The sequence below is a fragment of the Geodermatophilus sabuli genome, from assembly GCF_900215145.1.
GTDB classification, from domain to species: domain Bacteria; phylum Actinomycetota; class Actinomycetes; order Mycobacteriales; family Geodermatophilaceae; genus Geodermatophilus; species Geodermatophilus sabuli.
The window spans coordinates 1-25,091 of the sequence record NZ_OBDO01000016.1; the positions used below are offsets into that span (position 1 = coordinate 1).

The 25,091-nt window shown below is 74.0% G+C and carries 24 protein-coding genes; 8 read left to right on the top strand and 16 right to left on the bottom strand.

Annotation, left to right across the window (positions count from 1 at the left end; all coding sequences use genetic code 11):
• Positions 1-93 precede the first annotated feature (93 nt).
• Positions 94-405, bottom strand: coding sequence for a hypothetical protein (locus tag CRP39_RS25025; RefSeq protein WP_097209117.1), 312 nt, complete (start codon positions 403-405; stop codon positions 94-96).
• Positions 406-472: 67 nt separating this feature from the next.
• Positions 473-1,822, bottom strand: coding sequence for an NADP-specific glutamate dehydrogenase (gdhA, locus tag CRP39_RS25030; RefSeq protein WP_097209118.1), 1,350 nt, complete (start codon positions 1,820-1,822; stop codon positions 473-475).
• Positions 1,823-1,918: 96 nt separating this feature from the next.
• Between gdhA and CRP39_RS25035 the strand changes: the two genes are divergently transcribed.
• Positions 1,919-2,497 (top strand): YdeI/OmpD-associated family protein, encoded by a 579-nt coding sequence (locus CRP39_RS25035; RefSeq protein ID WP_097209119.1) that lies wholly within the window; start codon positions 1,919-1,921, stop codon positions 2,495-2,497.
• Between the two features lie 123 nt (positions 2,498-2,620).
• Here CRP39_RS25035 and CRP39_RS25040 read toward each other — a convergent pair whose 3' ends face one another.
• The 7 genes from CRP39_RS25040 to CRP39_RS25070 all read right to left on the bottom strand — a co-directional run bounded on the left by CRP39_RS25040 (position 2,621) and on the right by CRP39_RS25070 (position 11,267).
• Complete coding sequence (locus CRP39_RS25040) at positions 2,621-3,364, bottom strand: GNAT family N-acetyltransferase (protein WP_097209120.1); 744 nt, start codon at positions 3,362-3,364, stop codon at positions 2,621-2,623.
• Positions 3,342-5,654 (bottom strand): hypothetical protein, encoded by a 2,313-nt coding sequence (locus tag CRP39_RS25045; protein ID WP_097209121.1) that lies wholly within the window; start codon positions 5,652-5,654, stop codon positions 3,342-3,344. Before CRP39_RS25045 ends, CRP39_RS25040 begins: the two co-directional genes overlap by 23 nt.
• An 87-nt stretch (positions 5,655-5,741) precedes the next feature.
• Complete coding sequence (locus CRP39_RS25050; protein WP_097209122.1) at positions 5,742-6,758, bottom strand: C40 family peptidase; 1,017 nt, start codon at positions 6,756-6,758, stop codon at positions 5,742-5,744.
• Positions 6,759-7,032: 274 nt separating this feature from the next.
• Entirely contained in the window at positions 7,033-7,521 is a 489-nt protein-coding gene (locus CRP39_RS25055) for a hypothetical protein (RefSeq protein ID WP_097209123.1), read from the bottom strand.
• A gap of 68 nt (positions 7,522-7,589) precedes the next feature.
• Positions 7,590-7,892, bottom strand: coding sequence for a hypothetical protein (locus tag CRP39_RS25060; protein WP_097209124.1), 303 nt, complete (start codon positions 7,890-7,892; stop codon positions 7,590-7,592).
• 262 nt (positions 7,893-8,154) lie between these two features.
• Complete coding sequence (locus CRP39_RS25065; RefSeq protein WP_097209125.1) at positions 8,155-9,543, bottom strand: metallopeptidase TldD-related protein; 1,389 nt, start codon at positions 9,541-9,543, stop codon at positions 8,155-8,157.
• A 209-nt stretch (positions 9,544-9,752) separates the two neighbouring features.
• Entirely contained in the window at positions 9,753-11,267 is a 1,515-nt protein-coding gene (locus CRP39_RS25070; RefSeq protein ID WP_097209126.1) for a TldD/PmbA family protein, read from the bottom strand.
• A gap of 132 nt (positions 11,268-11,399) precedes the next feature.
• Here CRP39_RS25070 and CRP39_RS25075 point away from each other — a divergent pair, with 132 nt between their 5' ends.
• Positions 11,400-12,209 (top strand): MBL fold metallo-hydrolase, encoded by an 810-nt coding sequence (locus CRP39_RS25075; protein ID WP_097209127.1) that lies wholly within the window; start codon positions 11,400-11,402, stop codon positions 12,207-12,209.
• A gap of 10 nt (positions 12,210-12,219) precedes the next feature.
• Here CRP39_RS25075 and CRP39_RS25080 read toward each other — a convergent pair whose 3' ends face one another.
• Entirely contained in the window at positions 12,220-12,846 is a 627-nt protein-coding gene (locus CRP39_RS25080; protein ID WP_245854101.1) for a TetR/AcrR family transcriptional regulator, read from the bottom strand.
• Positions 12,847-12,909: 63 nt separating this feature from the next.
• Between CRP39_RS25080 and CRP39_RS25085 the strand changes: the two genes are divergently transcribed.
• Complete coding sequence (locus tag CRP39_RS25085) at positions 12,910-13,317, top strand: RidA family protein (protein WP_097209129.1); 408 nt, start codon at positions 12,910-12,912, stop codon at positions 13,315-13,317.
• Between the two features lie 130 nt (positions 13,318-13,447).
• Complete coding sequence (locus CRP39_RS25090) at positions 13,448-13,918, top strand: hypothetical protein (RefSeq protein WP_097209130.1); 471 nt, start codon at positions 13,448-13,450, stop codon at positions 13,916-13,918.
• 21 nt (positions 13,919-13,939) lie between these two features.
• Here the strand turns inward: CRP39_RS25090 and CRP39_RS25095 are convergent, their stop codons facing one another.
• Positions 13,940-15,238, bottom strand: a complete 1,299-nt coding sequence (locus tag CRP39_RS25095) for an amidohydrolase family protein (RefSeq protein ID WP_097209131.1) — start codon at positions 15,236-15,238, stop codon at positions 13,940-13,942.
• Positions 15,239-15,300: 62 nt separating this feature from the next.
• On the opposite strand from CRP39_RS25095, the gene CRP39_RS25100 reads away from it, so the two are divergent.
• From CRP39_RS25100 to CRP39_RS25110, 3 genes are read left to right on the top strand one after another with little or no spacing between them, the layout of a single operon-like run.
• Positions 15,301-16,005: a DedA family protein gene (locus tag CRP39_RS25100; RefSeq protein WP_097209132.1), complete on the top strand. Its 705-nt coding sequence runs from the start codon at positions 15,301-15,303 to the stop codon at positions 16,003-16,005.
• Positions 16,002-16,673: an HAD-IA family hydrolase gene (locus tag CRP39_RS25105; RefSeq protein ID WP_245854102.1), complete on the top strand. Its 672-nt coding sequence runs from the start codon at positions 16,002-16,004 to the stop codon at positions 16,671-16,673. The genes CRP39_RS25100 and CRP39_RS25105 overlap by 4 nt, the downstream gene beginning before the upstream one ends.
• Entirely contained in the window at positions 16,670-17,290 is a 621-nt protein-coding gene (locus tag CRP39_RS25110) for an alpha/beta hydrolase family protein (RefSeq protein ID WP_097209133.1), read from the top strand. Before CRP39_RS25105 ends, CRP39_RS25110 begins: the two co-directional genes overlap by 4 nt.
• A 27-nt stretch (positions 17,291-17,317) precedes the next feature.
• Here CRP39_RS25110 and CRP39_RS25115 read toward each other — a convergent pair whose 3' ends face one another.
• The 4 genes from CRP39_RS25115 to CRP39_RS25130 all read right to left on the bottom strand — a co-directional run bounded on the left by CRP39_RS25115 (position 17,318) and on the right by CRP39_RS25130 (position 22,330).
• On the bottom strand, positions 17,318-18,244 hold the full coding sequence (locus CRP39_RS25115; RefSeq protein WP_097209134.1) for an SRPBCC family protein: 927 nt from the start codon (positions 18,242-18,244) through the stop codon (positions 17,318-17,320).
• A gap of 97 nt (positions 18,245-18,341) precedes the next feature.
• Positions 18,342-19,202 carry an FAD binding domain-containing protein gene (locus CRP39_RS25120; protein WP_097209135.1) on the bottom strand — a complete coding sequence of 287 codons (861 nt, stop codon included), beginning with the start codon at positions 19,200-19,202 and terminating at the stop codon, positions 18,342-18,344.
• Between the two features lie 58 nt (positions 19,203-19,260).
• Positions 19,261-21,753, bottom strand: coding sequence for a xanthine dehydrogenase family protein molybdopterin-binding subunit (locus CRP39_RS25125; RefSeq protein ID WP_097209136.1), 2,493 nt, complete (start codon positions 21,751-21,753; stop codon positions 19,261-19,263).
• Between the two features lie 73 nt (positions 21,754-21,826).
• Entirely contained in the window at positions 21,827-22,330 is a 504-nt protein-coding gene (locus CRP39_RS25130; RefSeq protein WP_097209137.1) for a (2Fe-2S)-binding protein, read from the bottom strand.
• A gap of 300 nt (positions 22,331-22,630) precedes the next feature.
• On the opposite strand from CRP39_RS25130, the gene CRP39_RS25135 reads away from it, so the two are divergent.
• A complete protein-coding gene (locus CRP39_RS25135; RefSeq protein ID WP_097209138.1) occupies positions 22,631-23,623 on the top strand; it encodes an iron-siderophore ABC transporter substrate-binding protein in 993 nt (330 codons plus the stop codon).
• Between the two features lie 88 nt (positions 23,624-23,711).
• Here the strand turns inward: CRP39_RS25135 and CRP39_RS25140 are convergent, their stop codons facing one another.
• Positions 23,712-25,037 (bottom strand): sigma-54-dependent transcriptional regulator family protein, encoded by a 1,326-nt coding sequence (locus CRP39_RS25140; RefSeq protein ID WP_097209139.1) that lies wholly within the window; start codon positions 25,035-25,037, stop codon positions 23,712-23,714.
• Positions 25,038-25,091 lie beyond the last annotated feature (54 nt).

Sequence of the window (25,091 nt, forward strand, 5' to 3'; positions counted from 1 at the left end):
AAGCGCCTCCTGCAGCAAGCCCACGACAACCTCCCGTCCACTGCGGAAACGTCGTCAGGACGTTCCCGCGGAAACGGGGTCAACGGCTATCAGCTAGGGGTTCGGCCGCCCCGGCGCCGACCACTCCGCGAGGAAGGCGTCGGGGTCCAGCCGCTCCAGCTGCCCCTGGACGAAGCGCAGCATGTCCCCGGGCACGGTCGGGTCGCCCGCCTCGACGCGCAGCACCTCGCCGCCGTCGTCCCGCCGGCGGACGACGACGTCGCTCACCGACGGCGACGGCAGCAGCCCCCACGCCAGCTCCGACACGAACGCGGCGAACAGCCGCGCGCTGCGCACCAGCCGGCCCCCGGTGCGGGGTTCCAGGCCTGCCACATACACCTGCGCGGCCCGCGGCGGCTCGGTCACGTCCGCCACGGCCCCTTGCAGGGGCCCGCCGCGAGCCTGCGAGTGGTGGGGGGCACGGGGTCCTCTCTCAGACGAGCCCGTGGGCGTGCACCGCCTCGGCCACCTGCAGGAAGCCGGCGACGTTGGCACCCAGGACGAGGTCCCCGGGGGACCCGTACTCCTCAGCGGTGGCGTGGCAGCGGGTGTGGATGTCGCGCATGATCTCCTCCAGCCGGGCCTCGGTGTGCTCGAAGGTCCAGCGGTCGCGGGAGGCGTTCTGCTGCATCTCCAGCGCCGAGGTGGCCACCCCGCCGGCGTTGGCGGCCTTGCCGGGCGCGAAGGCGACGCCGGAGTCGCGGAAGACCCGCACCGCCTCGGGGGTCGCGGGCATGTTGGCGCCCTCGACGACGTACCGGCAGCCGTTGCGGGCCAGGACGGCGGCGGCGTCGCCGTCCAGCTCGTTCTGCGTCGCGCTGGGGACGGCGACCTCGCAGGGGACGTCCCAGATGCTGCCGGCGTCCACGAAGGAGGCGCCCGCCACCCGTTCGGCGTAGTCGGCGATCCGCCCGCGCTCGACCTCCTTGACCTGCTTGAGGACGTCGAGGTCGATGCCCTTGTCGTCGACGACGTAGCCGGTGGAGTCCGAGCAGGCGACGACGGTCCCGCCGAGCTGGTGCACCTTCTCGATGCCGTAGACGGCGACGTTGCCCGAACCGCTGATGGTGACGCGCTTGCCGTCGAAGGACTCCCCGGCCGTCTCCATCATCGCCTGGGCGAAGAAGGCCGCGCCGTAGCCGGTGGCCTCGGTGCGGACCAGCGCACCGCCCCAGCCCAGGCCCTTGCCGGTGATGACCCCGGACTCGTAGCGGTTGGTGATCCGCTTGTACTGGCCGAACAGGTAGCCGATCTCCCGGGCACCGACGCCGATGTCCCCGGCGGGGACGTCGGTGTACTCGCCCAGGTGCCGGTAGAGCTCGGTCATGAACGACTGGCAGAACCGCATGACCTCGGCGTCCGACCGGCCCTTGGGGTCGAAGTCGGAACCGCCCTTCCCGCCGCCGATCGGCATGCCGGTGAGCGCGTTCTTGAAGACCTGCTCGAAGCCGAGGAACTTCACGATGCCCAGGTCCACCGAGGGGTGGAAGCGCAGGCCGCCCTTGTACGGGCCGAGCGCGGAGTTGAACTCCACGCGGAAGCCACGGTTGATGTGCACCTCGCCGCGGTCGTCCTGCCACGGCACGCGGAAGATGATCTGCCGCTCGGGCTCGCAGATCCGCTGCACGGTCTTCATCTCGGCGTACTCGCTGTGCCGGTCCAGGACGACCGCGAGGGACTCCAGCACCTCGCGGACCGCCTGGTGGAACTCGGTCTCGCCGCGGTTGCGCCGCAGCACCTCGTCGTAGATGCCCTGCACCGTGGCAGGAACCTCACCGCTCACCCTGGTCCTCCTCCGGTCGGGTCCGACCGGGGAACGCTACGGAACCGGTCCGGGCGGGCTGGACGCCGGGGGCATCCGGGAGCGACGATCCCGCCCGTGACGCTGCCGACCGACCTGCCGGTGCGGGCCTTCCGCGACCGGGCCGAGCTGGAGGCGTGGCTGGAGGCCGAGCACGCCACGGCACCTGGGCTCTACGTACAGCTCGCGAAGAAGGGCGCCGGGGTGCCGTCGGTGACCCGGGACGAGCTCGTGGAGCTGCTGCTGTGCTTCGGCTGGATCGACGGCAAGGCGCAGCGGCTCGACGACCGGTTCCACCTGCAGCGGATCACCCCGCGCCGGCCGCGGAGCATCTGGTCGCAGAAGAACGTCGCGGCGGTCGAGGCCCTGATCGCCGCCGGGCGGATGCGCCCGGCCGGGCTGGCCGCGGTCCAGGCGGCGCAGGCCGACGGGCGCTGGGAGCGGGCCTACGCCGGCCCGGCGACGGCCACCGTGCCCGACGACCTCGCCGCCGCCCTGGCGGCCGAGCCGGCGGCGCAGCGGCAGTTCGAGTCGCTGGACGGCCGCAACCGCTACGCCGTCCTCCACCGGGTCACCACGGCGGCGACGCCGGCCACCCGGGCGCGGCGGGTCGCGGCGCTGGTGCAACTGCTCGCCGAGGGCCGCCGCCTCCACTGATCGGTGCCGTGCGCCCTGGCAAGGCGGCCACGCGCCCCTCCCGGCTTCCGCTCCTGGGACCGGAACGGACCGGGCCGATGCCGGGTCGGCCGACATCGGCCGCGCCCCGGGACGGCTCTGCGGTCAGCCGGAGCGAGGGTCGCGCGGTACCTCGTCGAGTCGGCTGAGCGGGAGCAGCGGGACAGCCGTCCCCGCCCGCAGGCGACCGACGAGCCACGCCAGGTCCCCGTCGTCGGCCCTCGACGGGCCCTCGGCGTCGGCGTAGTAGTCGAGCACGAAGTCCTCGAGCACCGACGCCGTGACGCTGCTCCCGGCGCCCACGTCTGTGACCACGGACGGCTCGGCGTGGAAGACCAGGAGCAGGAAGTGGCGCGCACGGCCAGCACCGCGTCGCACCTCGGGCTGGACGAACGGCAGGGCGAGCGCACGAGCCCCCATCTCGTCGTACAGCTGCACCCGGCTCCACGCCCAGGGGTCGGTGCTCGCGTGGTACCGCGGGTCGTGCACCTCGGCCAGGATCAGCTTCGCCTCGAGCCCTGCCCATCGCAGTCGCGCCTGATCCACGAGGTGCCTGCCGAGGCCCCCCTGCCGCAGATCCGGTCGAACGGCGAGATAGGCGACGAGGAGCACCTGCGAGCGAGCGAACAACGTGGCCACGACGCCGCCGATCGCCCGACCGGTCTGTGTGTCCACCGCGACGAGAGCGTGGAGCTGGACACCATCGAGCCGCGCGAGCCCGTGGGACAGATCGGACTCGGGACTGAGCTCTTCGGGAGAGAAGGACGGGACGAGAACGCTGCTGTAGAAGTCGCCGAGGACGTCCGGGTCCGGGTGAGCGCGCAGGTCATGCAGGACGGTCGGACGCATGTTCCGCCTTTCCCGGGTGGGACCGCTGCCATGACGCGCGGCTGAGGACCACGATGAGGACGATCCCCAGTCCGATGACCGCGAGCTCCGCCCACGGAGCCCACCCCCACCTCGTCCGGACTCCGAAGGAGTTGTCCAGCCAGCCGAACAGCTCTGCTAGGGCGGTCACACCCACGAAGGCCAGCAGGACGTTGAGTCGGCCCTGTTGCACCCTCCGGGCCTCCTCCTCCCTCTGGCGGTCCAGCGCGTCCTGGCGTTCTCGCTCCTCCCTACTATGCTGCTCCTCTCGTCGCCGACTCGACACGACGGCGTCGACCACCCGCGTCAGCCGGTCGTGCTGATGGCTGAGGACCGCGAGCTGACGGTGGAGGTCCGACTCCATCCCCCGCACCACGGCTCGGTCCATGACCGCGTCGAGGAACTGCCGATGGCTGCTCGACTGGCACAGCCGAGGCGACTTCAGCAGCGCCACCAAGCGTTCGGACTCCGCCTCGAGGTGGTGCACCTCGAACTGGCGCTCATAGAGCGGAGTCAGGTCCGGGCCCGGCAACTGGTGGAGGCGCTGTCTCAGGTCGGGGACCTCCTTGTCGAGTCGCTCCGAGAGGTCGACGAGCCGGGACTCCAGGCCCGCGAAGAGCGGGGGGAGTGCGGCGACGAACTCGGCCATCTCCTCGTATCCGAGGTGCACCCAGCTGGGGGCGTTGGGCATGTAGAGCACGGTCGTGTTGGAGGTACGTATGCCGAGGTCCTCGCAGAACCCGATGCCCGCGAAGAGGTTCTCGGGTTCCTTGAAGTCGTACATCACCCATTCCTCGAGTGCGACGGCGGCGGGACGCAACGGCGAGCTCAGCAGCGAGTACCCCGTGGCGTCCGGGAGGTCGCTGCCGGTGGCCCGGACCCGCCCCCCGTCGGGTGCGACCAGGACGATGCTCCTGGCAGACAACAGGACCGTGAAGAACCGTTCGACGTCGACGACGAGCTGCGCACCGTACTGAGCTGTCGGACCCTCGTCTGAGCCCCGTCCGTCCGCCAGAGCGGTGAGAGCGACGGCGCACTCGCGGATGACCCGGTCGGCATAGTCGCCGCACTTCGTCCAACGGAGGCCCGCACTGTCGATGTGCTCCTCTCCCATGAGCATCGACGCGCGGCGGAGCGTCTGGTTGACCACGTGGATGTCGGCGTCCAGCAGGCGCGTCTCCATGCGGAGGTAGTGGTTGCCGAGCCTGCTGATCCTCATCTCCACGTCGTACTGCACGACCTGGCCGGCGAGTGTGGTGACTCGAAGAGGCGCGAGGACCAGGCGGACGCCACCATGCGACCGGCCGCGCTCGTCGTTGCTCCGCCAGACATCGGTCAGCTTGAGGTCGTCCACCTGCTCGACCTGGACGCCGCCGAACGATCGTCCACCCAGCGATCCGGCCAGTTCCACAGCCAGGCCCGGGCTCATCCGCGGGAGGCTGAACGGATAGCAGTAGGTCACGGTCGCGTCCTCGACGTGGATGCGGCGCCGGCCGAGTTGTCGGTGCAGGGCCTCGAGCGCGAGGCGGTGCGATCTCGCCTCCGTGCCGTACACGTCGTTCCGCAGGACTCCCTGCTCGGCGTACCGGATGGCCTCCTCGGCCTGCGACAAGCGTTCGTCGATGTCATCCGCGCCGCCGATCCACGCCTCGACGACGGCGGCAGCCCTCTGCACACAGTCGAAGTAGGCGGCCAGCACCCTGGCGTCCTGGGTGAGGAGGTCGGCGACCGGCCTGAGCTCGGGGTCACCCGGCTCGCGCCGGCCCAGGACGTCGAGGACCGGCCGCACCCGATCGAGGACGGCTGCGCCCTCCTGCTGGGCGGTGACCGGGCACGAGCAGTTGAACGCGTTCTCCGTCGCCATGCTCGGTTCCTGCGCCTCGGCGAGGGCGACCGCCGCGCGCAGCAACGCGTCCCCGGCCTCGGACCCGGAGACGACCGGGGCCTCCTCCGCAAGCGCGTCGAGGACGACGGTGATGCGCGCGTATCCGGTACTCAGCTCCCAGGTCTCGAGGCAGAGGCTGTAGGTGTAGAGCGTGAGGAGCAGTGCGCCGTGCGGTTGCTCCGCGACGACGGTGAAGAGGTGGCCCATGCGTCGGCGCGCCTCGTCCTCGTTGACGGCCCCGGATGCGGATATCCGGAGCATCTCCTCCAGGAGGTCGAGATCGGCCGGGGACAGGTACAGGAGCAGCGCCCCCCGCAGGGTGTCGTTCTTGCGCACCCGCCACTCGTCAGCGACCTGCTCCCAATCGACCGTCAGGGCGGCTGCCACGGCTCTCATCCCCCGGGTACGAGCAGCTGCTGGAGTCCCGTCGACAGTACGGCGCTGCGGCGCCGTGCGCTCCCGCGCACGGGCCCGTCAGAGGATGCGGCGGGCTCCGGCGTAGCCGCGCTGGTCGACGCTGGTGACGGCCACCGGCTGGCCGAAGGTGCGGGCGTGCACCATCTTGCCGTCGCCGATGTAGATGCCGACGTGGCTGACCGGGGAGTAGAAGTACACGATGTCGCCGGGCTGTAGCTGGGCCCGCGGGACCTCCTGGCCCATGCGGGACTGCGCGCGGCTGGAGTGCGGCAGCGAGACCCCGGCCGTCTGGTAGGCGAAGCTGGTCAGGCCCGAGCAGTCGAACCCGGCCGGACCCGACGAGCCCCACACGTAGGGCTTGCCCACCTGGGCCAGCGCCGCCTGGAGGATCGACGCGACGGCCTCGCTGGGGGCGGCGGCGATCACCGCCGAGGTGGACGGCGCCGCGAGCGCGGGCCCGGCCAGGCGCGCCGTGACGGCGGCCTGCTCCGCGGCCGAGAGGCGCTCGAAGTCGGCCTCGTAGGCGTCCACGCGCGCCTGCACGTCGGCCTGCTGGCGCTCCAGCTCGGTGAGGGCGGCGGTCGCCTGTGCCGAGGCGGCGTCGGCCTGCGCCTGCGCCTCCTCGGCGGCGGAGTGGGCGGCCGCGACCTCGGTGAGCAGCCCCGCGGTGTGGCTGGCGATCAGGTCCAGCGTCGTCATCTGCTGGACGACGTCGGCCGCCGAGTCACTGGTCAGGAAGGCGGCGACGCGGGATTGGGAGTGGCTGGTCCAGCCGCTCTGCGCGAAGGCCCGCAGGCGCGGCTCGTACTGGGCGACCGCGGCGTGCGCCTGGGCGGCGGTCTGCGCGGCCGCGGCGGCCACCTGCTGCTGCTCGGCGACGAGGAGGCGCGCCTGGTGCACCTGCTCGTCGAGGTCGGTGAGCTGCTGGGCGGTCTCGGTCACCAGGCGCTGGGCGTCCGCGGCCGACGTGGGCGCGGCGCCGGCGGTGGCCGGGGCCAGGACGACGGCCGCGGCGGCGCCCAGGGCGAGGGTGGCTCCGGACCAGCGTGCCCTCGTCGTCCGGTTGCGCCGCATCGCCGGCCCCCTCTCGCCGCGCGCCCCGCCCCCGGAAAGTGGGCGGTGTTCCACGCGCGTCTGTACGCACGGTAGGGAGACGGTGCCGGCTGGTGAGGGGTGGCGCGCGGGCTGTGGGGCAGGAGGCGCGGCTCATCCGTCACACGGACCCCAGCAGGCCCCCGCGTCCCGCCGCGAGGCCGGAACTGTCAGCAGGAGGGGTCAGCGGGACGGGCACGCCGTGCGGGCAGTGGGCTGCCGGTGCGGGACTGCGACGAGGGGGATGGGCCGGCGGCTACCGCCGACGGGGCGGCGCGGCCCCGGAGCGGTTGCGGTCGGGCGCGAGGGGGACCAGCCGGTCGGCGACGGCGCCGGTGACGAACGAGTAGAGGGCCTTGCCGCCGAGGTCGACGACGCGGTCGCGGCGCGACCAGGTCCACGGCGGCGCCCCGACACCGGTGGCGTTCTCCAGCGTCTGGTCGGTGGCCAGTCGCACGGAGGTGTGCCAGGCCGAGGCCCGCCAGCCGCGCAGCCCGCTGGCCGACCAGATCCCGCGGAGGGCGCCGACGGCGGCGCCGGTCCCCCAGTGCATGACGTGGTTGCGCACCGGCGGACGTTCGGTGCCCGGCAGCCGCCGCCGGGTCGCCAGGGCGGTCAGGGTGCGCCCGGGGACGTAGGAGTCCGGCCGGTGCGTGAACGACTGCTCGACCTTCTCGCCGAGCGTCATGGCGGCGGTGCCGGCCAGCCCGGCCAGGGCACCGCGGAGGGCAGCTCGTCCCAGCATGGGTGCGGCCCTACCCGGCTCGGGCCGGCCCTACCCGCGCCGGCCCACGGGACGACGGGGGTGCCGGCTCAGCCGGCGAGGGGCTCCTGCGCGTCGAGGCTGGTGACCATCTGCAGGTCGTTGAGCACGGCGCTGAGCTCGGCGGCGGTCCACGGCTCGCAGCAGTCGCAGCCGCCGTCGCGGTAGCACTCGAGGCCGAGCAGGCCCGCGGCGTGGTCCTCGGCGATCGAGAGGTGACCGGCGGAGGGGTGGCGGTGGCAGGCGCAGGCGGCGGCACACAGCCCCAGGCCCCAGCCCGAGACGACGACGGTGTCGCCGTCGTCCCAGACCTGACCGACCTGGAACACCGACGGCTTCTGACCTCTGGCCATGGGACTCCCCTCACCGGCCCCGGAGTTCCACGGGACCTGCCTGCGGCCGGACGGTGAAAGCGCCCGAGCCACGTCTCGTCAGTTGTGCGGGGAGGTACCTGGCGGTGTTGCGGTCCGTGCGGCCCACCCGACAGGACTCACGGTATTGGAGCGTTTGCAGAACGTCACGGTCACGATCCGCCAACACTGTGACGGAACGGTTGTCACACGACCACTGACCGTGGTTGCCCTGGCGCCGCCACGCCGGAGGCCCGTCGACCGGTCAACTGGCGGGCGACACGCTGCTCATGTTGAAGTCCGGCACCCGCACCGGCGGCATCGCCGCCCGCGTGAACCAGTCGTTCCACTCCCGCGGCAGCGTCCGCTGCGTCCGGCCGGCCTCGGTGATGCGGGCCAGCAGGTCGATCGGCGACTCGTTGAAGCGGAAGTTGTTCACCGCGCCGGTCACCTCCCCGCCCTCGACGAGGAAGACGCCGTCCCGGGTGAGCCCGGTGAGCAGCAGCGTCTGCGGATCGACCTCGCGGATGTACCAGAGGGTGGTCAGCAGCAGCCCGCGCTCCGTGGCGGCCACCATCTCCTCCTGGCTCGCGGTCGCCCCCGGCACCTCCAGGACCAGGTTGTCGACGGCGGCCGTCGCCGGCGCCGTCGTCCTCAGGGCCCAGGCCCGCGGCCGGATCAGGTTGGTGAGGACGCCACCGGAGATCCAGTCGACCGCCGGCGTCGCCATCCCGTTGTCGAAGACCGAAGCCGACCCCGACGACCCGCTGACCACCTGGAACGGGCACGCCTCCAGCCCCGGCTCGAACGGGTCGCTGCGCAGGGTCAGCGGGAGTGCGGCCAGCCGCTCGCCGACGCGGTTGCCGCCACCGGGCCGGGCGTAGACGTTGCGGCCCTCGTCGGCGTCCCGGGCCTCCATCGTCCAGTAGGCGTAGATCATCAGGTCGCTGACCGCGGACGGCGGCAGCAGCGTCTCGTAGCGGCCGGCCGGCAGCTCCACCCGGCGCCGCGACCACTCCAGCTTGCGGGCCACCTCGCCGGCCAGCGCCTCCACCGAGACGTCGGCGAAGTCGCGGGTGCCGGTGCCGGCCCACACCGAGCGGCCCATGTCGGCGCTCTTGCCGTTGAGCTCCACCCGGCCGGTCGGCTGGTCGTGCCGCAGCCGCAGGCCGGTCGACGTCCCCAGGTACGTGGTCGACATCGCGTGCTCGGCGTAGCCGAAGAGCAGCTCGTCGCGGCCGCGCGCCTCCCCGAAGGCCTGCCCGAGCGCCGGCGCGAAGTCGGCGAACACGTCGATCGAGGTCTGCGCGGGGTCGGCGTCCCAGTCGCCGGAGCCCGGCGGGGTCTCCGACACCAGCGGCATCGCGTCCTCGGCGGGGCCAGCGTCGCGGGCGGCCTGCTCGCTGGCCGCCACCAGCTCGTCGATGTCCGGCTGGCCCGTGCGCGCCACCGTGCCCGCGGCCATGCCGGCGCCGCCGTCGACGAAGGAGACGACGACGACCTGCCGGGAGCGCATCGCCCCGTTGGTGGTCAGGCTGTTGGACGCCCAGCGCAGGTTGGCCTCGGAGCTCTCCACGACGAAGGCGACCTGCCCGTCGGCCGTCGAGGCGGCCAGCGCCTTCTCGACGACGTCCTGCGGCGTCCACTGACTCATCGCTCCGCTCCTCGCTCGCTGGCGCTCGCTGCGATGCTCACAGCCCGCTCGCTGGCGCTCGCACCGCTCATCGCTCCGCTCCTCGCTCGCCGGCGCTCGCTGCGATGCTCACAGCCCGCTCGCTGGCGCTCGCACCGCTCATCGCTCCACTCCTCGCTCGCCGGCGCTCGCTGCGATGCTCACAGCCCGCTCGCTGGCGCTCGCACCGCTCATCGCCCGGCCTCCTGCACCGTGTTGAGGATGGTGACGTTCTCGAACAGCGCCACCGGGCAGCCGTGGCTGACCGGGGCGGCCTGACCGGGCTGCCCCTTGCCGCAGTTGAAGGCGCCGCCGAGGACGTGGGTCTGCGGCCCGCCCACGACGGCCATCGAGCCCCAGAAGTCCGTCGTCGTCGCCTGGTAGGCGACATCGCGCAGCTGGCCGGCGAGCCGGCCGTTCTCGATCCGGTAGAACCGCTGGCCGGTGAACTGGAAGTTGTAGCGCTGCATGTCGATCGACCAGCTCTTGTCGCCGACGACGTAGATGCCGCGCTCGACCCCGGCGATGACCTCGTCGGTGGAGGGGCCGTCGGGTGCCGACTGCAGCGAGACGTTGGCCATCCGCTGCACCGGCACGTGCCGCGGCGAGTCGGCGAAGGAGCAGCCGTTGGAGCGCGGCATCCGCCCGAGACGGGCCGTGTTGCGGTCGACCTGATAGCCGACGAGGACACCGTCGCGGACGATGTCCCACTGCTGGCCGGCCACGCCCTCGTCGTCCCAGCCGATGGTGGACAACCCGTGCTCGGCGGTGCGGTCCCCGGTCACGTTCATGATCGGCGAGCCGTAGCGGAGGGTCCCCAGCTTGTCGACGGTCGCGAACGACGTGCCGGCGTAGGCCGCCTCGTAGCCCAGCGCCCGGTCCAGCTCGGTGGCGTGGCCGATGGACTCGTGGATGGTCAGCCACAGATTCGACGGGTCGACGACGAGGTCGTAGCGGCCGGCGTCCACCGAGGGGGCCTTGGTCTTCTCGCGGAGCAGCTCGGGGATCCGGGCCAGCTCACCGCGCCAGTCCCACCCCGTGCCGGTCAGGTACTCCCAGCCCCGGCCGGCCGGCGGCGCGAGGGTGCGCATGCTCTCGAACGCGCCGGTGCCGCGGTCGACGGTGAGCGCGGTGAGGTCGGGGTGGATGCGGACGCGCTGCTGGCGGGTGCGGGTGCCGGCGGTGTCGGCGTAGTACTTCTGCTCCTTCACCGCCGTGCAGCCGGTCTGCACGTGCTCGACGCCGTCGGCGGCCAGCAGCTGCTCGGAGAACTCGGTGAGGAGGCCGGTCTTCTCCGCGTCGGGCACGGTGAAGGGGTCGACGTCGTAGTCGGAGACCCAGACGGCATCGCCGTACACCGGCTCGGGGGCGAGCTCGACGCGGTCGCTGTTCACCGCGGCGGACACCTTCGCGACCGCGACGGCCTCCTCGGCCAGCCGCACCGCCTCGGCGGCGGTCAGGACGACGCCCGCGGCGAACCCCCAGGTGCCCTCGTGGACCACCCGCACGGCCAGCCCGAGGTCCTCACCATCGGCCAGGGCCTCCAGCCGGGCGTCGCGCAGGCTGATGGTCTGCGTGCGGATCCGCTCGACCCGCAGGTCGGCGTGCTCGCAGCCCAGGTCGAGCGCGCGGGTGAGCGCCGCGTCGGTCAGCGCGGAGAGCGGGAGGTCGAGGAAGGACGCGTCCACGTCGCGGGAACCGGCCACCGGCCTTGTCTACCAGCCGCGCCTGACACCGCCCCTGCGCCGGTTTCCGCGGAAACCGTCGGGAGGGGGCGGCGGTTCCCGCGGAAACCGGCGGTCGGCGTGGGGGCGGAGGGGCCCGGGTAGTCGCGGGGCATGGCCTCGCGCGCGCCGTCCGACGACGTCACCCTCACCTTCGGCGGGAACGCCACCACGCTGCTGCGGATCGGCGGGTTCACCCTGCTGACCGACCCCAACTTCCTGCACCGGGGCCAGCGCGCCTACCTCGGCAAGGGGCTGTGGACCAAGCGGCTCACCGAACCCGCCCTGCTGCCCACCCAGCTCCCGGTGCTCGACTCGATCCTGCTGTCCCACCTGCACGCCGACCACTGGGACCGCATCGCCACCCGCACCCTCGACAAGGACACGCCGGTGGTGACGACGCCGTCGGCGGCCGCCGCGCTGGGCCGCCGCGGCTTCCGTTCGACCCTCGACCTGCGCCCCTGGCAGCGGCACGAGCTCACCCGGGACGGCGAGACGCTGCGGATCACGTCGGTGCCCGGCGTCCACGGGCCGGGGCCGATGGCGAAGGTGCTGCCGCCGGTGATGGGCAGCGTGCTGGAGCTGGTCCGCGGCGGGGAGGTGAGCTGGCGCGGCTACATCAGCGGCGACACGATCTTCCGACCCTGGCTCAGTGAGGTGCTGCAGCGCTGCGGCCCGCTCGACGTGCTCATCCCGCACCTGGGCGGCACCCGGGCCCTCGGCGTCACGGTGACGATGGACGGCCGGCAGGGCGCGGACCTCGTGGAGCTGCTGGAGCCGCCGGTCACCGTGCCGGTCCACTTCGACGACTACGACCGCTTCAAGTCCCCGCTCGGCGACTTCGTCCGCGAGGTCGCCGAGCGCCGAGCGCCCGGGGAGATCCGCACCGTCGTCCGCGGGGAGACCATCTCGCTGCGCCCGTAGCGGTCGGTGGTCACGCGCCCAGCGGCCGCGCGGCCGCCCAGCCGGCCCGCACCGAGCGGGCGGCCCGCTCCTCGCGGTCGCCGGCGGCGACGCACAGCGCGGTGACCATCGCGGGGGCGTGCGCGTCCAGGGCCTCGACGGGGAGCGCACCGGTGAGCACCAGCATGGCCAGCCCGTGTCCGGCCGCCCAGATCCGCGTCGCGACGGCCTCCGGGTCGCTCTCCCCGGCGAACCGCCCGCCGTCCCTGGCCCGCGCGGCGCTGGCCACCAGCGTCCGGAACGGCGCCTCCGCGGCGCCCGGGTCCTCGAGGTCGGCCGCGGCGTCGAACATGGCGCGGTAGAGGGCCGGGCCCGCGAGGGCGTTGGCCACGTACGCCGCCCCGAGGGCGGCGAGGTCCTGGACCGGGTCGGACCCGGCCGGGACGGTCGAGAGCCGGGCGGCCAGCCGGGTGAAGCCCTCCTGGCGCACCGCCCGCCACAGGCCCGGCATCCCGCCGAAGTGCGTGTAGACGGCCATCGTCGACGCGCCCGTGCCCTCGACCAGCGCGCGCAGCGTCACCGGCTCGCGGCGGGCCAGCATCTCCGCGGCCCGCTCGACGAGCTGGGCCCGCAGGGCGGGCGAAGGAGTCCGTGGCACTTGACCATCGTGCCATAGCGGCGCTATACATAGCAGCGTCATGCATCGATGGAGGAGGACGGGATGAGCATCGAACTGATCGACCCGCCGGGGCTGCCCACGCCGGTCATGTACCGCCAGATGGCCGTGGCCTCGGGGTCACGGACGGTCCACCTCTCCGGCCAGGTGGCGCGCACCGCCGACGGGGAGCCGGTCGGCACCGGCGACCTCGCCGCCCAGGTGGAGCAGGCCTACCGGAACGTCGCGACCGCGCTGGCCGCGGTCGGGGGCAGCTTCGACGACATCGCGAAGCTCACCGTCTACGTCGTCGACTGGGCGCCGGAGAAGCTGGCCGACCTCGGCGCCGGCGCCGCCCGGGTCGCCGAGTCGCTCGGCGTCGACGTCGTCAAGCCGGTGACCCTGCTGGGGGTGACCGCCCTGGGCGAGCCGGACCTGCTCGTCGAGGTCGAGGCGATCGCCGTGCTCGACTGACCCCCCGCCTCCACCCGGAGGACGAGGTGCCGACCGGCGGAGATCATCCCGCCGGCGGACGCCCGCTGACACCCGCGTGCCCGACGCTCGTCCGGCCACCGACCGGTGGCCGGCGAGAGGGAGGTCCACGGTGGTCAGCAGGGCGGGGAAGGCGGTCCTCGGCGCGGTCGGAGGGGCGGTCGCGGTGGCGGCGACGGCGGTCGCCGGCGTCGTCGTCGCGATGCCGGACGGCGTCGACGGACCCGGCGCGGTGCTGGCCGAGCTCCAGGGCCACACCGACACCACCGCCTACGCCGACGCCGACCGGGCGCCGGTCGACCTCGTCCCCGGGTGGACCCGTGCGGTGGGGCACGACGTGGTGGTCGTCCGGCCCGGGGACGCCTCGGGGGACGACGGCGGGAGCGTCCGCGCGGACATGGCCCTGGACGCCGGTGTCGGCCTGCCGGCGGCCTGCACCCCGCTGGACGTGCCCGGCATGCCGTGGGACGGCGGCGGTTCGTGGCCGGACCTGGGATCGGAGCGGCAGCTGTGCGAGGGGTGGGTCACCGTCCGGCTGGGGGAGCACCTGTACGTCTGGACCGACGACGCCCTGCGCGGCTGAGCCCGGGGTCGACGGCGCCGCTCAGCGGCGGGCCAGCTTCGCGGCGCGCTCGGCGACCTCGGCCCGCAGCGCCTCGGCGTCCACCGTGGTGCAGACGCCGTCGCGCACCACCTGCCGCCCGCCCACCCAGGTGTCGCGCACCAGCCGGGAGGCGCCGGACCACACCAGGTGGGTGAGCACGTCCTCCACGTCGCCGACCGGCTCGAACAGCAGGTCCCGGGTGTCGACGTGCACCAGGTCGGCCCGACGGCCGGCGGCCAGCTGCCCGAGGTCGGGGCGGCCGATCGCGTCGGCGGCGGCGCCGGTGGCCAGCCAGAACGCCTCGGCCGCGGTCAGCGCGGTGGCCGAGCCGGTCGACAGCCGGGCCAGCTGCGCGGCCAGCCGGACGTCGGCCAGCAGGTCCAGCCCGTCGTTGGACGCCGGTCCGTCGGTGCCCAGCCCGACCCGGATGCCGCGGTCGAGCATGGCCCGCACCGGCGCGATGCCGCTGGCGAGCTTGGCATTGCTGGCCGGGCAGTGCGCGACGGCGACGTCGTACTCGCGCCACAGCTCCAGGTCGCCGTCGTCGAGGTGCACGCAGTGCGCGGCCAGCACCCGGCCGCCGAGGACGTCGTGGGCGGCCAGCAGCGCCGGCGTCGACAGCCCGTGGGTGGCCAGCAGGTCGGCGTCCTCCACGACCGTCTCGGCCACGTGCAGGTGCAGCAGCAGCCCGTGCTGGCGGGCGGCGGCTGCGGCGTCGCGCAGCACCGGCAGCGGGATCGTGTAGGCGGCGTGCGGCCCGAGGCCGTACTCGACGGTGCCGTCCCCCGGTCCGCCGGCGGCCAGCGCGACGGCGTCGGCGAGCTGCTCGGCCAGCGGCGGCATCCCGGGCAGCGGCAGCAGCGGGGTGGCGACGACGGCCCGCGCGCCGGTCCGGCCGACCGCGGCGGCGATCCGCTCGGGCGAGAAGTACATCTCCACGCTGGTGGTCACCCCGCCGCGCAGCATCTCCGCCGAGGCCGCGGTCATGGCGGCCTCGACGTCGTCGGCGGTCAGCCGGGCCTCCCGCGGCCAGATCACCTCACGCAGCCAGCGCTCCAGCGGCAGCCCCTCGGCCTGCCCGCGGAAGAGCACCATCGGCGCGTGCGAGTGGGTGTTGACCAGCCCGGGCACCAGCACCCCGGGAACGGCGACCACCTCGGCGTCCCCGGCCGGCGGGGCGTCCGCCGCCGGGCCGACCCACGAGATCGAGCCGTCGACGACGTCGACCACGGCGTCGGGGACCACCGTCCCGGCCCGGTCCCCCACGACGACGGCCCGAGCGGTGAAGCGCTGGCGCATGAGTGGCGAAGCTACCCTGCCACCGGCGGCTCCCCCGTGACCGCGCCGTTACCGTGGACCGCATGTCGTTCCTCGCCGCCGCCGCATCCGACGAGGGCGGGATCACCGGCTTCCTGCTCGATCTCGTGGAGAAGCTCGGGCCGATCGGCGTGGGGTTGTCGATCCTCGCCGAGACCGTCGTCCCGCCCATCCCCAGCGAGGCCGTCCTGGGCGCGGCGGGGGTGCTGATCAACGAGGGCCGGATGTCGGTCGTCCCGGTCGTCCTGTGCGCCACCATCGGGTCGGTCCTCGGCGCGATCTTCTTCTACTACGTCGGCCGGGCACTGGGCCCGCGTCGCTCGCACGCCTTCCTCGACCGGCTGCCGCTGGTGGAGACGGCCGACGTCGACAAGACCTTCGCCTGGTTCGAGCGGCACGGGCGGTCGGCGGTCTTCTTCGGCCGCATGGTGCCGATCGTGCGCAGCTTCATCTCGGTGCCCGCCGGCGTCGTCCGGATGCCCTTCGGGCAGTTCCTGCTCTTCACCGCCGGCGGCAGCCTGATCTGGAACAGCCTGCTCATCGGGCTCGGCGTCGCGGCCGGCGACTTCGTCCGGGACAACCTCAGGTACCTGGACTACGCGGTGGTCGCCGTCGTCGTCCTGGGGCTGGGCTGGCTGGTCTACAAGCGGTTCCAGGACGTCCGGCGGCACCGGCGCGCCCGCACGGCGACCGGCCGCACCACGGCCGACCGGGCCGCGGACGACGACGCCGACCGGCGGCAGGTGTGAGCGGGCTGCGCCGTCCGGAGGTCATCGCCTTCGACGTGAACGAGACCCTGCTCGACCTCGCGCCCGTGCGGGCCTCGCTCGTGGAGCTCGGCGAGCCGGCCGACCTGCTCGGCACCGTCTTCACCCGCACCCTGCTCACCGGGTTCGCGAGCGCGGCCGCCGGCACCTGGTGCCGGTTCCGGGACGCCTTCGACGCCGCCCTGACCCAGGTCAGCGACCTCTCGGCCGCCGACCGCGGCCGGGTGGCCGAGGCCTTCCTCGAGCTGGCGCCGCACCCCGACGTCGAGCCCGCGCTGCGGCGCCTCACCGCCGCCGGCGTCCGGGTGGTGACCCTCACCCACGGCTCCCCCGGTGTCGCCGAGGCCGGCGTCGAGCGTGGCGGGATCGCGCCGCTGGTCGAGCGGTCGATGTCCAGCGAGGTGATCCGGGCCTGGAAGCCCGCCCGGGAGGTCTACCTGTGGGCGGCCGGGGTCTGCGACGTCGCCCCCGAGCGGATGGCGCTGGTCGCCGCCCACGGGTGGGACGTGCACGGGGCGCTGCGGGCCGGCCTGGGCGGGGCCTGGTTCCCGCGGACCGAGCGCGCCTACCCCGGCGTCTACGACCCGGCCGCGCTCGTCGCCGGTGACCTGGCCGGTGCGGTGGACGCGCTGCTCGCCCTCCCCGCATGACCGAGTTGGACACCCCGCTCGGCCCGGCCCGGGTCACCGCCACCGAACCGGCCGACGGCACCGTCGGCACCCTGGTGCTGGGGCACGGCGCCGGCGGTGGCATCGAGTCCGCCGACCTGCTGGCCGTCACCACCTCCGCAGCGGCCGCCGGCTGGCGGGTGCTGCGCGTGGAGCAGCCGTGGCGGGTCGCGGGGAAGCGGATCGCGCCGGCCCCGGCACGGCTGGACGTCGCCTGGACCGCCGTCCTGGACGCGCTGCGCGACGACGGCCGGCTGACCGGCCCGCTGGTGCTCGGCGGCCGCAGCGCGGGCGCGCGCGTGGCGTGCCGGACGGCGGCGGAGCACGAGGCCGCGGCGGTGCTGTGCCTGGCGTTCCCGCTGCACCCGCCGGGGAAGCCGGAGAAGAGCCGGGCGGACGAGCTCGCCGCCGTCGGCGTGCCGCTGGTGGTGGTGCAGGGCGAACGGGACGCGTTCGGCCGCCCGGACGAACTGGCCGCGGTGCTGTCGGGCCAGTCGGGCGCGTCGCTCTACGGCGTCCCCGGGGACCACGCGCTCACCGCGAACCCGGACGTCGTGGCCGCCGCGGCCGTGGACGGGCTGGGTGGGGTCGCCGGCTGACCTGCCCGGCGACCCCACCCGACGAGCTCAGCGGCGGCGACGCCGGCGCACGATGAGCGCCACCACGAGCAGCGCCGCGGCGACGCCGGCGAGCGGCGCCGCGTAGCGGGCCATCGCCGCACCGCCGGCGACCTCGAGCAGGTCGATCGGCTCCGGCTCCGCGGCGGCCGAGCGGGCCGGCGTGCTGGCCTGGGTCGCGGCCGGCCCGGCCGGCGTGGTGGTCGTGCCGGCGGTGGTCGGGGCCGCCGCGCCCGGTGCCGCGGTGGCCGGCTCCGCCGGGGTGGAGGCGGGCGTCGCCGCAGGACCGGCCGGGGTGGTCACCGACGCGCCGTCCGCGCTGGCCGCGGCGGACTGCCGGGTCGCGGCCGCGGCCTTCTTCACCGGAGCGGGCGCGCCCGACGTCTCCGCCGACGCCGCGATCTCCTCGACCGCGCCCGCGGCGGTCGCCGCAGCACCCGGCGCGGGCGGGGTCGTCGCGGCAGCGGCGCCGGCGGGCACCAGCCCCTCGTCACCGGCGCCGAGCTGGGCGGCCAGCTTGTCGGCGAACTGGCCGAGCAGCTTGTTGCCGACGTCGGTCATGACGCCGCGGCCGAACTGGGCGGGCCGGCCGGTGATGTTGAGGTCGGTGAGGACGTCGACCCGCGTGGTGTCCCCCTCGGCCTTCAACTGGGCGGTGATGAGCGCGGACGCGGTGCCGTTGCCGCGCTGGTCCTTGCCTCGACCGTCGATGACCGCCTTGTGCGCGGCCTCGTCCTTCTCGATGAAGGACGCCTTGCCCTGGTAGGTGAGGTTGATCGGGCCGAGCTTGACCTTCACCCGGCCGGTGAAGTCGTCGCCGGTCACCGAGTCGAGCGCGGCGCCGGGCATGCACGGCGCGATCCGTTCGATGTCCAGCAGCACCCGCCAGGCCTCGTCGATGGGCACGGGGACGGTGAACGAGTTCTCCAACTGCACGGTGCGACCTCCTGGGTCTACGTGGCTCGGCCGGTCCGCCCCGAGGGGGCGGGCCGGCCGAGTGGACTGGGCGGTACCGAGGGGCTGGTGACCGACGCTACAACCCGGCGGCGGCGGTCACCGCACGACGAGTCAGCACCTGCGCAAGGTGCCGGCGGTAGTCGGCCTGGCCGTTGAGGTCGCTGCTCGGGCTGGTGCCCTCCGCGGCGGACTGCGCGGCCGCCGCGATGGCGTCCGCGCTGGCCGCCGCCCCGGCCAGCGCGGCCTCGGCCGCGCGCGCCCGCAGTGGCGTCGGGCCCATGTTGGTCAGCCCGATCCGGGCCTCCGCGATCTGCCCGTCCTCCCGCCGGACGGCCGCCGCCACCGCGACGATCGACCACGCCTGCGCCACCCGGTTGAACTTCTCGTAGTGCATGCCCCACTCGCCGGCCAGCTTGGGGACGCGGATCTCGACGAGCAGCTCCCCCTCCTCCAGCGCGGTGGTGAGGTAGTCGACGAAGAAGTCCGCCGCCGGCACCGTCCGCCGGGCGCCACCGGGCCCGGCGATCACGAACTCGGCGTCGAGGGCCAGGGCCACCGCCGGCAGGTCACCGGCCGGGTCGGCGTGGGCCAGCGCCCCACCGAAGGTGCCCCGGGCCCGCACCTGCCGGTCGGCCACCGTCTCGGTCGCCTCGGCGATCAGCGGCGCGTGCTGGGCGATCAGGGGATCGACCAGGACGTCGTGGTGCGTGGTCATGGCGCCGATGACGATCGCGTCGCCGTCGTCCCGGACGCCGCGCAGCTCGGCGACCTTCGACAGGTCGACGACGGTCTCCGGCGCGGCCAGGCGCAGCCGCATGACGGGGATCAGCGACTGGCCGCCGGCCATGATCTTCACGTCCTCGCCGCCGTCGGCGATGGCCTGCAGGGCCTCGTCGACGGTCGTCGGCCGGGCGTACGCGAACGGGGCGGGGATCACGGCGCTTCTCCTTCGTCGAAGCTGGTCATGGCTGGTCTCCCCTGTCGCCTCGGCGCGATCACCGGTCACCTCCGAGAGAGGACTGCGGGGTGGAGACGCCGGCGGTGGTCTCGGTCTGCGCCCCGCCGTAGGCGTTGGTGCCGGCGGTCGCACGGGCGCCGCCGTCCCCACCCTCGTGGAGAGCCCGCCAGACCCGTTCCGGGGTCAGCGGCATGCGGATGTCGCTGACCCCGAGGTGGCGGACGGCGTCGAGCGCGGCGTTGACCACCGCCGGGGTGCTGGCGATGCAGCCGGCCTCGCCGACCCCCTTGGCGCCGATGGGGTTGCCCGGTGCCGCGTGCACCGTGTTGCCGGTGTCGAAGTGCGGCAGGTCGGCCGCCGACGGGACGAGGTAGTCGACGAACGTGCCGGTGGTGAGGTTGCCGTCGGCGTCGTAGACGGCCTCCTCGTACAGTGCCTGCGCGATGCCCTGGGCCAGCCCGCCGTGGATCTGGCCCTCGACGATGAGCGGGTTCACGATCGTGCCGACGTCGTCCACGCAGGCGTACTTGCGGATCTTCACCATGCCGGTCTCGGTGTCGACCTCCATGGCGCAGATGTGCGTGCCGTGGGGGAAGGAGAAGTTCACCGGGTCGAAGGTGGCGTCGGCGTCGATCGAGGGCTCGACGTCCTCCGGGTAGTTGTGCGCCGCGAAGACCGCCAGGGCGATCTCCTGGATGCCCATGCTCGTGCCGGGCGTGCCGCGCACCGAGAACTTCCCGTCGGCGAACTCCAGGTCGTCCTCGCTGGCCTCGAGCAGGTGCGCGGCGACCTTGCGGGCCTTCGCGACCACCTTCTCCGCGGCCTTGACCACCGCCGTCCCGCCGACCACCAGCGACCGGGAGCCGTAGGTGTCCATGCCGCGGGGCGACACCGCGGTGTCGCCGTGCAGCACCTCGACGTCCTCGAACGGCACGCCCAGCTGGTCGGCGACCAGCTGGCTCCACGCCGTCTCGTGCCCCTGGCCGTGCGGCGTGGAGCCGGTGACCACCTCGACCTTGCCGGTGGGCAGCATCCGGATGGACGCCGCCTCCCAGCCGCCGGCCCCGTAGGACAGCGAGCCGAGCACCCGGGACGGCGCCAGGCCGCACATCTCGGTGAAGGTGGAGAACCCGATGCCCAGCTGGACCGGGTCGTTCGACTCGCGGCGGCGGCGCTGCTCGGCCCGCAGCTCGTCGTAGCCGATGAGCTCCAACGCCTGCTGGGTGGCGGCGTCGTAGTCGCCGCTGTCGTACTCCAGCCCCGCGACGGTGGTGAACGGGAACTCCTGGGCCTGGATCCAGTTCCTGCGGCGCAGCTCCAGCGGGTCCATGCCCAGCTCGACGGCGAGCTCATCCATGATCCGCTCGATGGCGAACGTCGCCTCCGGGCGGCCGGCGCCGCGGTAGGCGTCGGTGGGCACCTTGTTGGTGAAGATGCCGTCGCACTCGAACCGGTAGGCGGGGAACTTGTAGATCGCCGGGAACATGAAGGCGCCCAGCGCCGGCACACCCGGGGTGATCAGCCGCAGGTAGGCGCCCATGTCGGCCAGCAGCCGCACCCGCAGGGCCTTGACGTTGCCCTCACGGTCGGCGGCGACGTCGATGTACTGGATCTGGTCGCGGCCGTGGTGGGCGGTCATCAGCGACTCGCTGCGGGTCTCGGTCCACTTGACCGGCTTGCCCAGTCTCCGGGCCACCAGGAGTGCGATGACCTCCTCCGGGTTCACCTGCAGCTTGCCGCCGAACCCGCCACCGACGTCGGGGGCGATGACGCGGAGCTTGTGCTCCGGGATGCCGGTGACCATCGCCAGCATCACCCGCAGCACGTGCGGGATCTGGGTGGCCGACCACATCGTGAAGTTGTCGCCCTGCGGCTGGACGACGACCGAGCGCGGCTCCATGAACGCCGGGATCAGCCGCTGGTTGACGAAGCGGCGGCTGACCACGACGTCGGCGTCGGCGAACGCCTGCTCGGTGTCGGCGCCGGTGCCGGCCTCGCCCGCGTCGAAGACGAAGTGGTAGGCGGTGTTGGACTCGATGTGGTCGTGGCAGAGGTCCGCCTCGCCCTTGACCGCCTCCTCCATGTCCAGCACCGGGGGCAGCAGGTCGTAGTCGACGTCGACCAGCTCGAGCGCGTCCGCCGCGGCGGTGCGGCTGCGGGCGACGATGACGGCGACGGCCTCACCGACGTGGTTGACCTCCTCGACCGCGATCGAGGGGTGGCCGGGGTTCACCATGTCGGGGGTCACCGGCCAGGCGCAGGGGATGGAGCCCTGCTCCTCGGCGAAGTCCGCGCCGGTGTAGACGGCGATGATGCCGGGGGCCTGCTTCGCGGCCGAGACGTCGACGTTGGTGATCTTGGCGTGCGCGACCGGGCTGCGGACGACGGCGATGTGCAGCATCCCCGGGAGGACCATGTTGTCGGTCCACGTCGTCCGGCCGGTGATCAGCCGGGCGTCCTCCTTGCGCCGGCGGGCCTTGCCGACCTCCTTGGCGGGGGCCAGGTCGGCGGCGTCCTCGGTGACCGTCATCGCGCCTCCTCGCCGGCGCTCGTCGGCGCGATGCCGGACCGTGCCGTGCCCTCTCCTGACCTCGCGAGCTCGGTCACGACTGCGCTCCCGTCGTCTCGGCGGCCGGCGCGGAGCCGGCCATCTCACCGGCGGCCTGCTGGACCGCGCGGACGATGTTCTGGTAGCCGGTGCAGCGGCAGAGGTTGCCCTCGATGCCCTCGCGGACCTCGGTCTCGCTGGGGTTCGGGTTCTCCTTGAGCAGGTCGATCGAGGCCATGATCATCCCCGGGGTGCAGTAGCCGCACTGGAGGCCGTGCATCTCGTGGAAGGCCTTCTGCACCGGGTGCAGGACGCCCTCCTGGGCGATCCCCTCGATGGTGGTGACCTCCCCGCCGTCGGCCTGGACGGCGAGGACGGTGCACGACTTCACGGCCGCACCGTCGAGGTGCACGGTGCAGGCACCGCAGTTGCTGGTGTCGCAGCCGACGACGGTGCCCACCTTGCCGAGTTGTTCGCGCAGGTAGTGGACGAGCAGGGTCCGCGGTTCGACGTCGTCGGTGTTGGACACCCCGTCGACCCGCACGTTGATCTGTGTCACGGATCCTCCGCTTCGTTGCAGGGGTTCGTGTGGCAGAGCCACCTGAGGCGGAGTCTGGCAACGCGGGAGTGACTTAGGCCACGCTTACCTGCGCGGATGGGGTACCCCGCTCCGTGGATGCGGTCGAGAAGATCGTGCTGACCCGCATCTGCGCACGTCGGGCAGGCGTGTCGTCCGGAGCCGCACCCGCGGGCAACGTTGCAGCGCCGTTGCAGGTCGCGGCGGCGACCCCCGTGGCCTGGCCGCGACGACGCCGGTGTTAGGTGAGCCTGCCCTACCGCTCGTCCCCGAGGAGTCCCGATGCGTTCCCGTCCCGTCCTACGTGGCGCCGCGCTGCTCGCCGTCGCCGTCCTGGCCACCAGCTGCGGCTCCGACCCGGCCGACGACGGCGCCGACGCCGCGACGTCCTCCGGTGGGTCGTCCGGCGCGTTCCCGGTGACCGTGCCGACGGCGTTCGGCGAGGTCACCGTCGAGGAGGAGCCGGCCCGCGTCGTCGCGCTGGGCTGGTCGGACGCCGAGACGGCGCTGGCGCTCGGCGTCCAGCCGGTCGGCGCCAGCGACTGGCTGGGCTTCGGCGGTGAGGGCGTCGGGCCGTGGGCGGAGGGCCTCTACGACGAGGCGCCGGAGCTGATCGACACCCTCGAGCCGAGCCTCGAGGCGATCGCCGCGCTGGAGCCCGACCTCATCCTCGACACCCGCTCGGCCGCCACCCAGGACCGCTACGACCTGCTCAGCCAGATCGCGCCGACGATCAGCCAGCCCGAGGGGGTCGGCCCGTACCAGACCACCTGGCAGCAGCAGCTGGAGCTGGTCGGTCAGGCGCTGGGCAAGGAGGACGAGGCGGCCCAGCTCGAGGACGACGTCGAACAGCGGTTCGCCGACGCCGCCGCGGACCACCCCGAGTTCGAGGGCACCGAGGTCGCCGTGGCCGCCTACACGTCGGAGGGCTTCGGCGCCTACGTCCGCGGCGACTCGCGGGTGGACTTCATGGAGCAGCTGGGCTTCGTCAACAAGCCGGCCATCCAGGAGCTGTCCGGGACCAACTTCTTCGTCCCCGTGAGCGACGAGGAGGTCTCGCTGCTCGACGCGCCGCTGACCGTCGTCTTCCCGATCTTCGTGGAGGTCAGCGCGATCACCGCCAACCCCGTCTGGGGGACGCTGCCGTCGGTCCAGCAGGGCCACGCCCTCGTCCTGGAGGACCAGGACCTCGTCAGCGCCTTCTCCAGCGGCACCCCGCTGGGCATCGAGTACGCGCTGGACAACGCCGTCCCGCTGTTCGCCGATGCGCTGTAACGGGCGCCTCCGCGGGGAGGCATCTCCGTCGGCCCCCCTGCAGGGTCCCGCCGCGAGCCTGCGAGCGGAGGGGGCAGGGGGTCCTTCTTCAGTGCAGGCGCAGCGGCGCGCGGGGCGCCCGGCGGAGCCGGTGCAGGTGGGCGGCGACCGCCGGCCGGTGCGGGGCTCCGGGCGGCAGCCACTCCAGGCAGGTCTGCCACACCGCGACGTCGTCCTGGGCCTCGGGCAGCCGGCTGTAGCGCAGCAGCAGCTCCGGGCGGCGGCTGGCCAGGACCGCCTGCCGGACGAGGGCGGCGACCCGCTCGCGGGCGGTCACGACGCCGGGGGCGGTCGAGCGCGGCAGCACCGCACCGGGATAGCGCTCCAGCGCGGCCCCGACGGCGCCGCGACCGAGCAGCCGCCGCACCTGGTCCAGGTCGGTCTCCAGGGGCGCGATCAGCCGGTAGGGACGCGAGCCGACCAGGTCGGCGCCGACCAGCCGGCGCAGGCGGGACAGCTCCGCCCGGACGGTCACCGGGGCGGCGTCCCCGCCGTGGTACTCGGCGGCCAGCTGCTCGGCGGTGCGCCCGCGACCGGCGACGGCGGCCTCGGCGAGCAGCAGCAGGAGCTCGGAGTGGCGCAGCGACAGCTCGACCGGGCCGGAGGGCAGCCGGAGCCGGGCACGCTCCCGGCCGAGGACGTCCAGCCGCGGGGCCGCCGGGCGCGGAGCCGGCGGGGTGGGGCGCCGGGCGAGCTGCTCGCGGTGCAGCCAGCGCAGCTCCGACTCGACCGCCGCCACGGTCGCGCGGACCAGGGTGAGCACGTGCGGGCTGGCCACGTGGTCGCCGCCGGTGACGTCGATGGCGCCGAGCAGCAAGCCGGTCACCGGGTCGTGCACCGGTGCCGCCGAGCAGCTCCAGTTCTGCACCGGACGGCGGTAGTGCTCGCTGCCGTGGATCTGGACGGCGTGGTCGAGGGCCAGGGCGGTGCCGGGGGCGTTGGTGCCGGCGACCTCCTCCGACCACCGCGCGCCCTCGACGAAGTTCACGCCCTCCGCCCGGGACCGCAGCCGGCGGTCGCCCTCGACCCACAGCATCCGGCCGGCGGCGTCGGTGACCGCGACGATCATCTGGTCGGCCTCGGCGTCCTCCACCAGCAGCCGGCGGATCACCGGCAGCACCGGGGCGAGCGGGTGCGCGGCGCGGTAGGCGAGCAGGTCGTCGTCGAGCAGGTCCACCGGGGGCGCGCTCCCGTCGGGGTCCACCCCGCTGCCGAGGCTGCGGCGCCAGGACTCCCAGACGACCGCGCGCACCTGCTGCCCGGCCGGCGGGCGCCCGCGGGTGACCAGGGCCTCGTGGGCGGCCCGGAGCCGGTGGGTGTGGGCGGGGTCGGGGCGGCCGTCGGGCAACGCGAGCCATGGGTTGACGGTGGTCACGGCGTCGTCCGGGTCCTCGGGCTCATCGCTCGCCCATCGTGGCCCTTCCTGCAC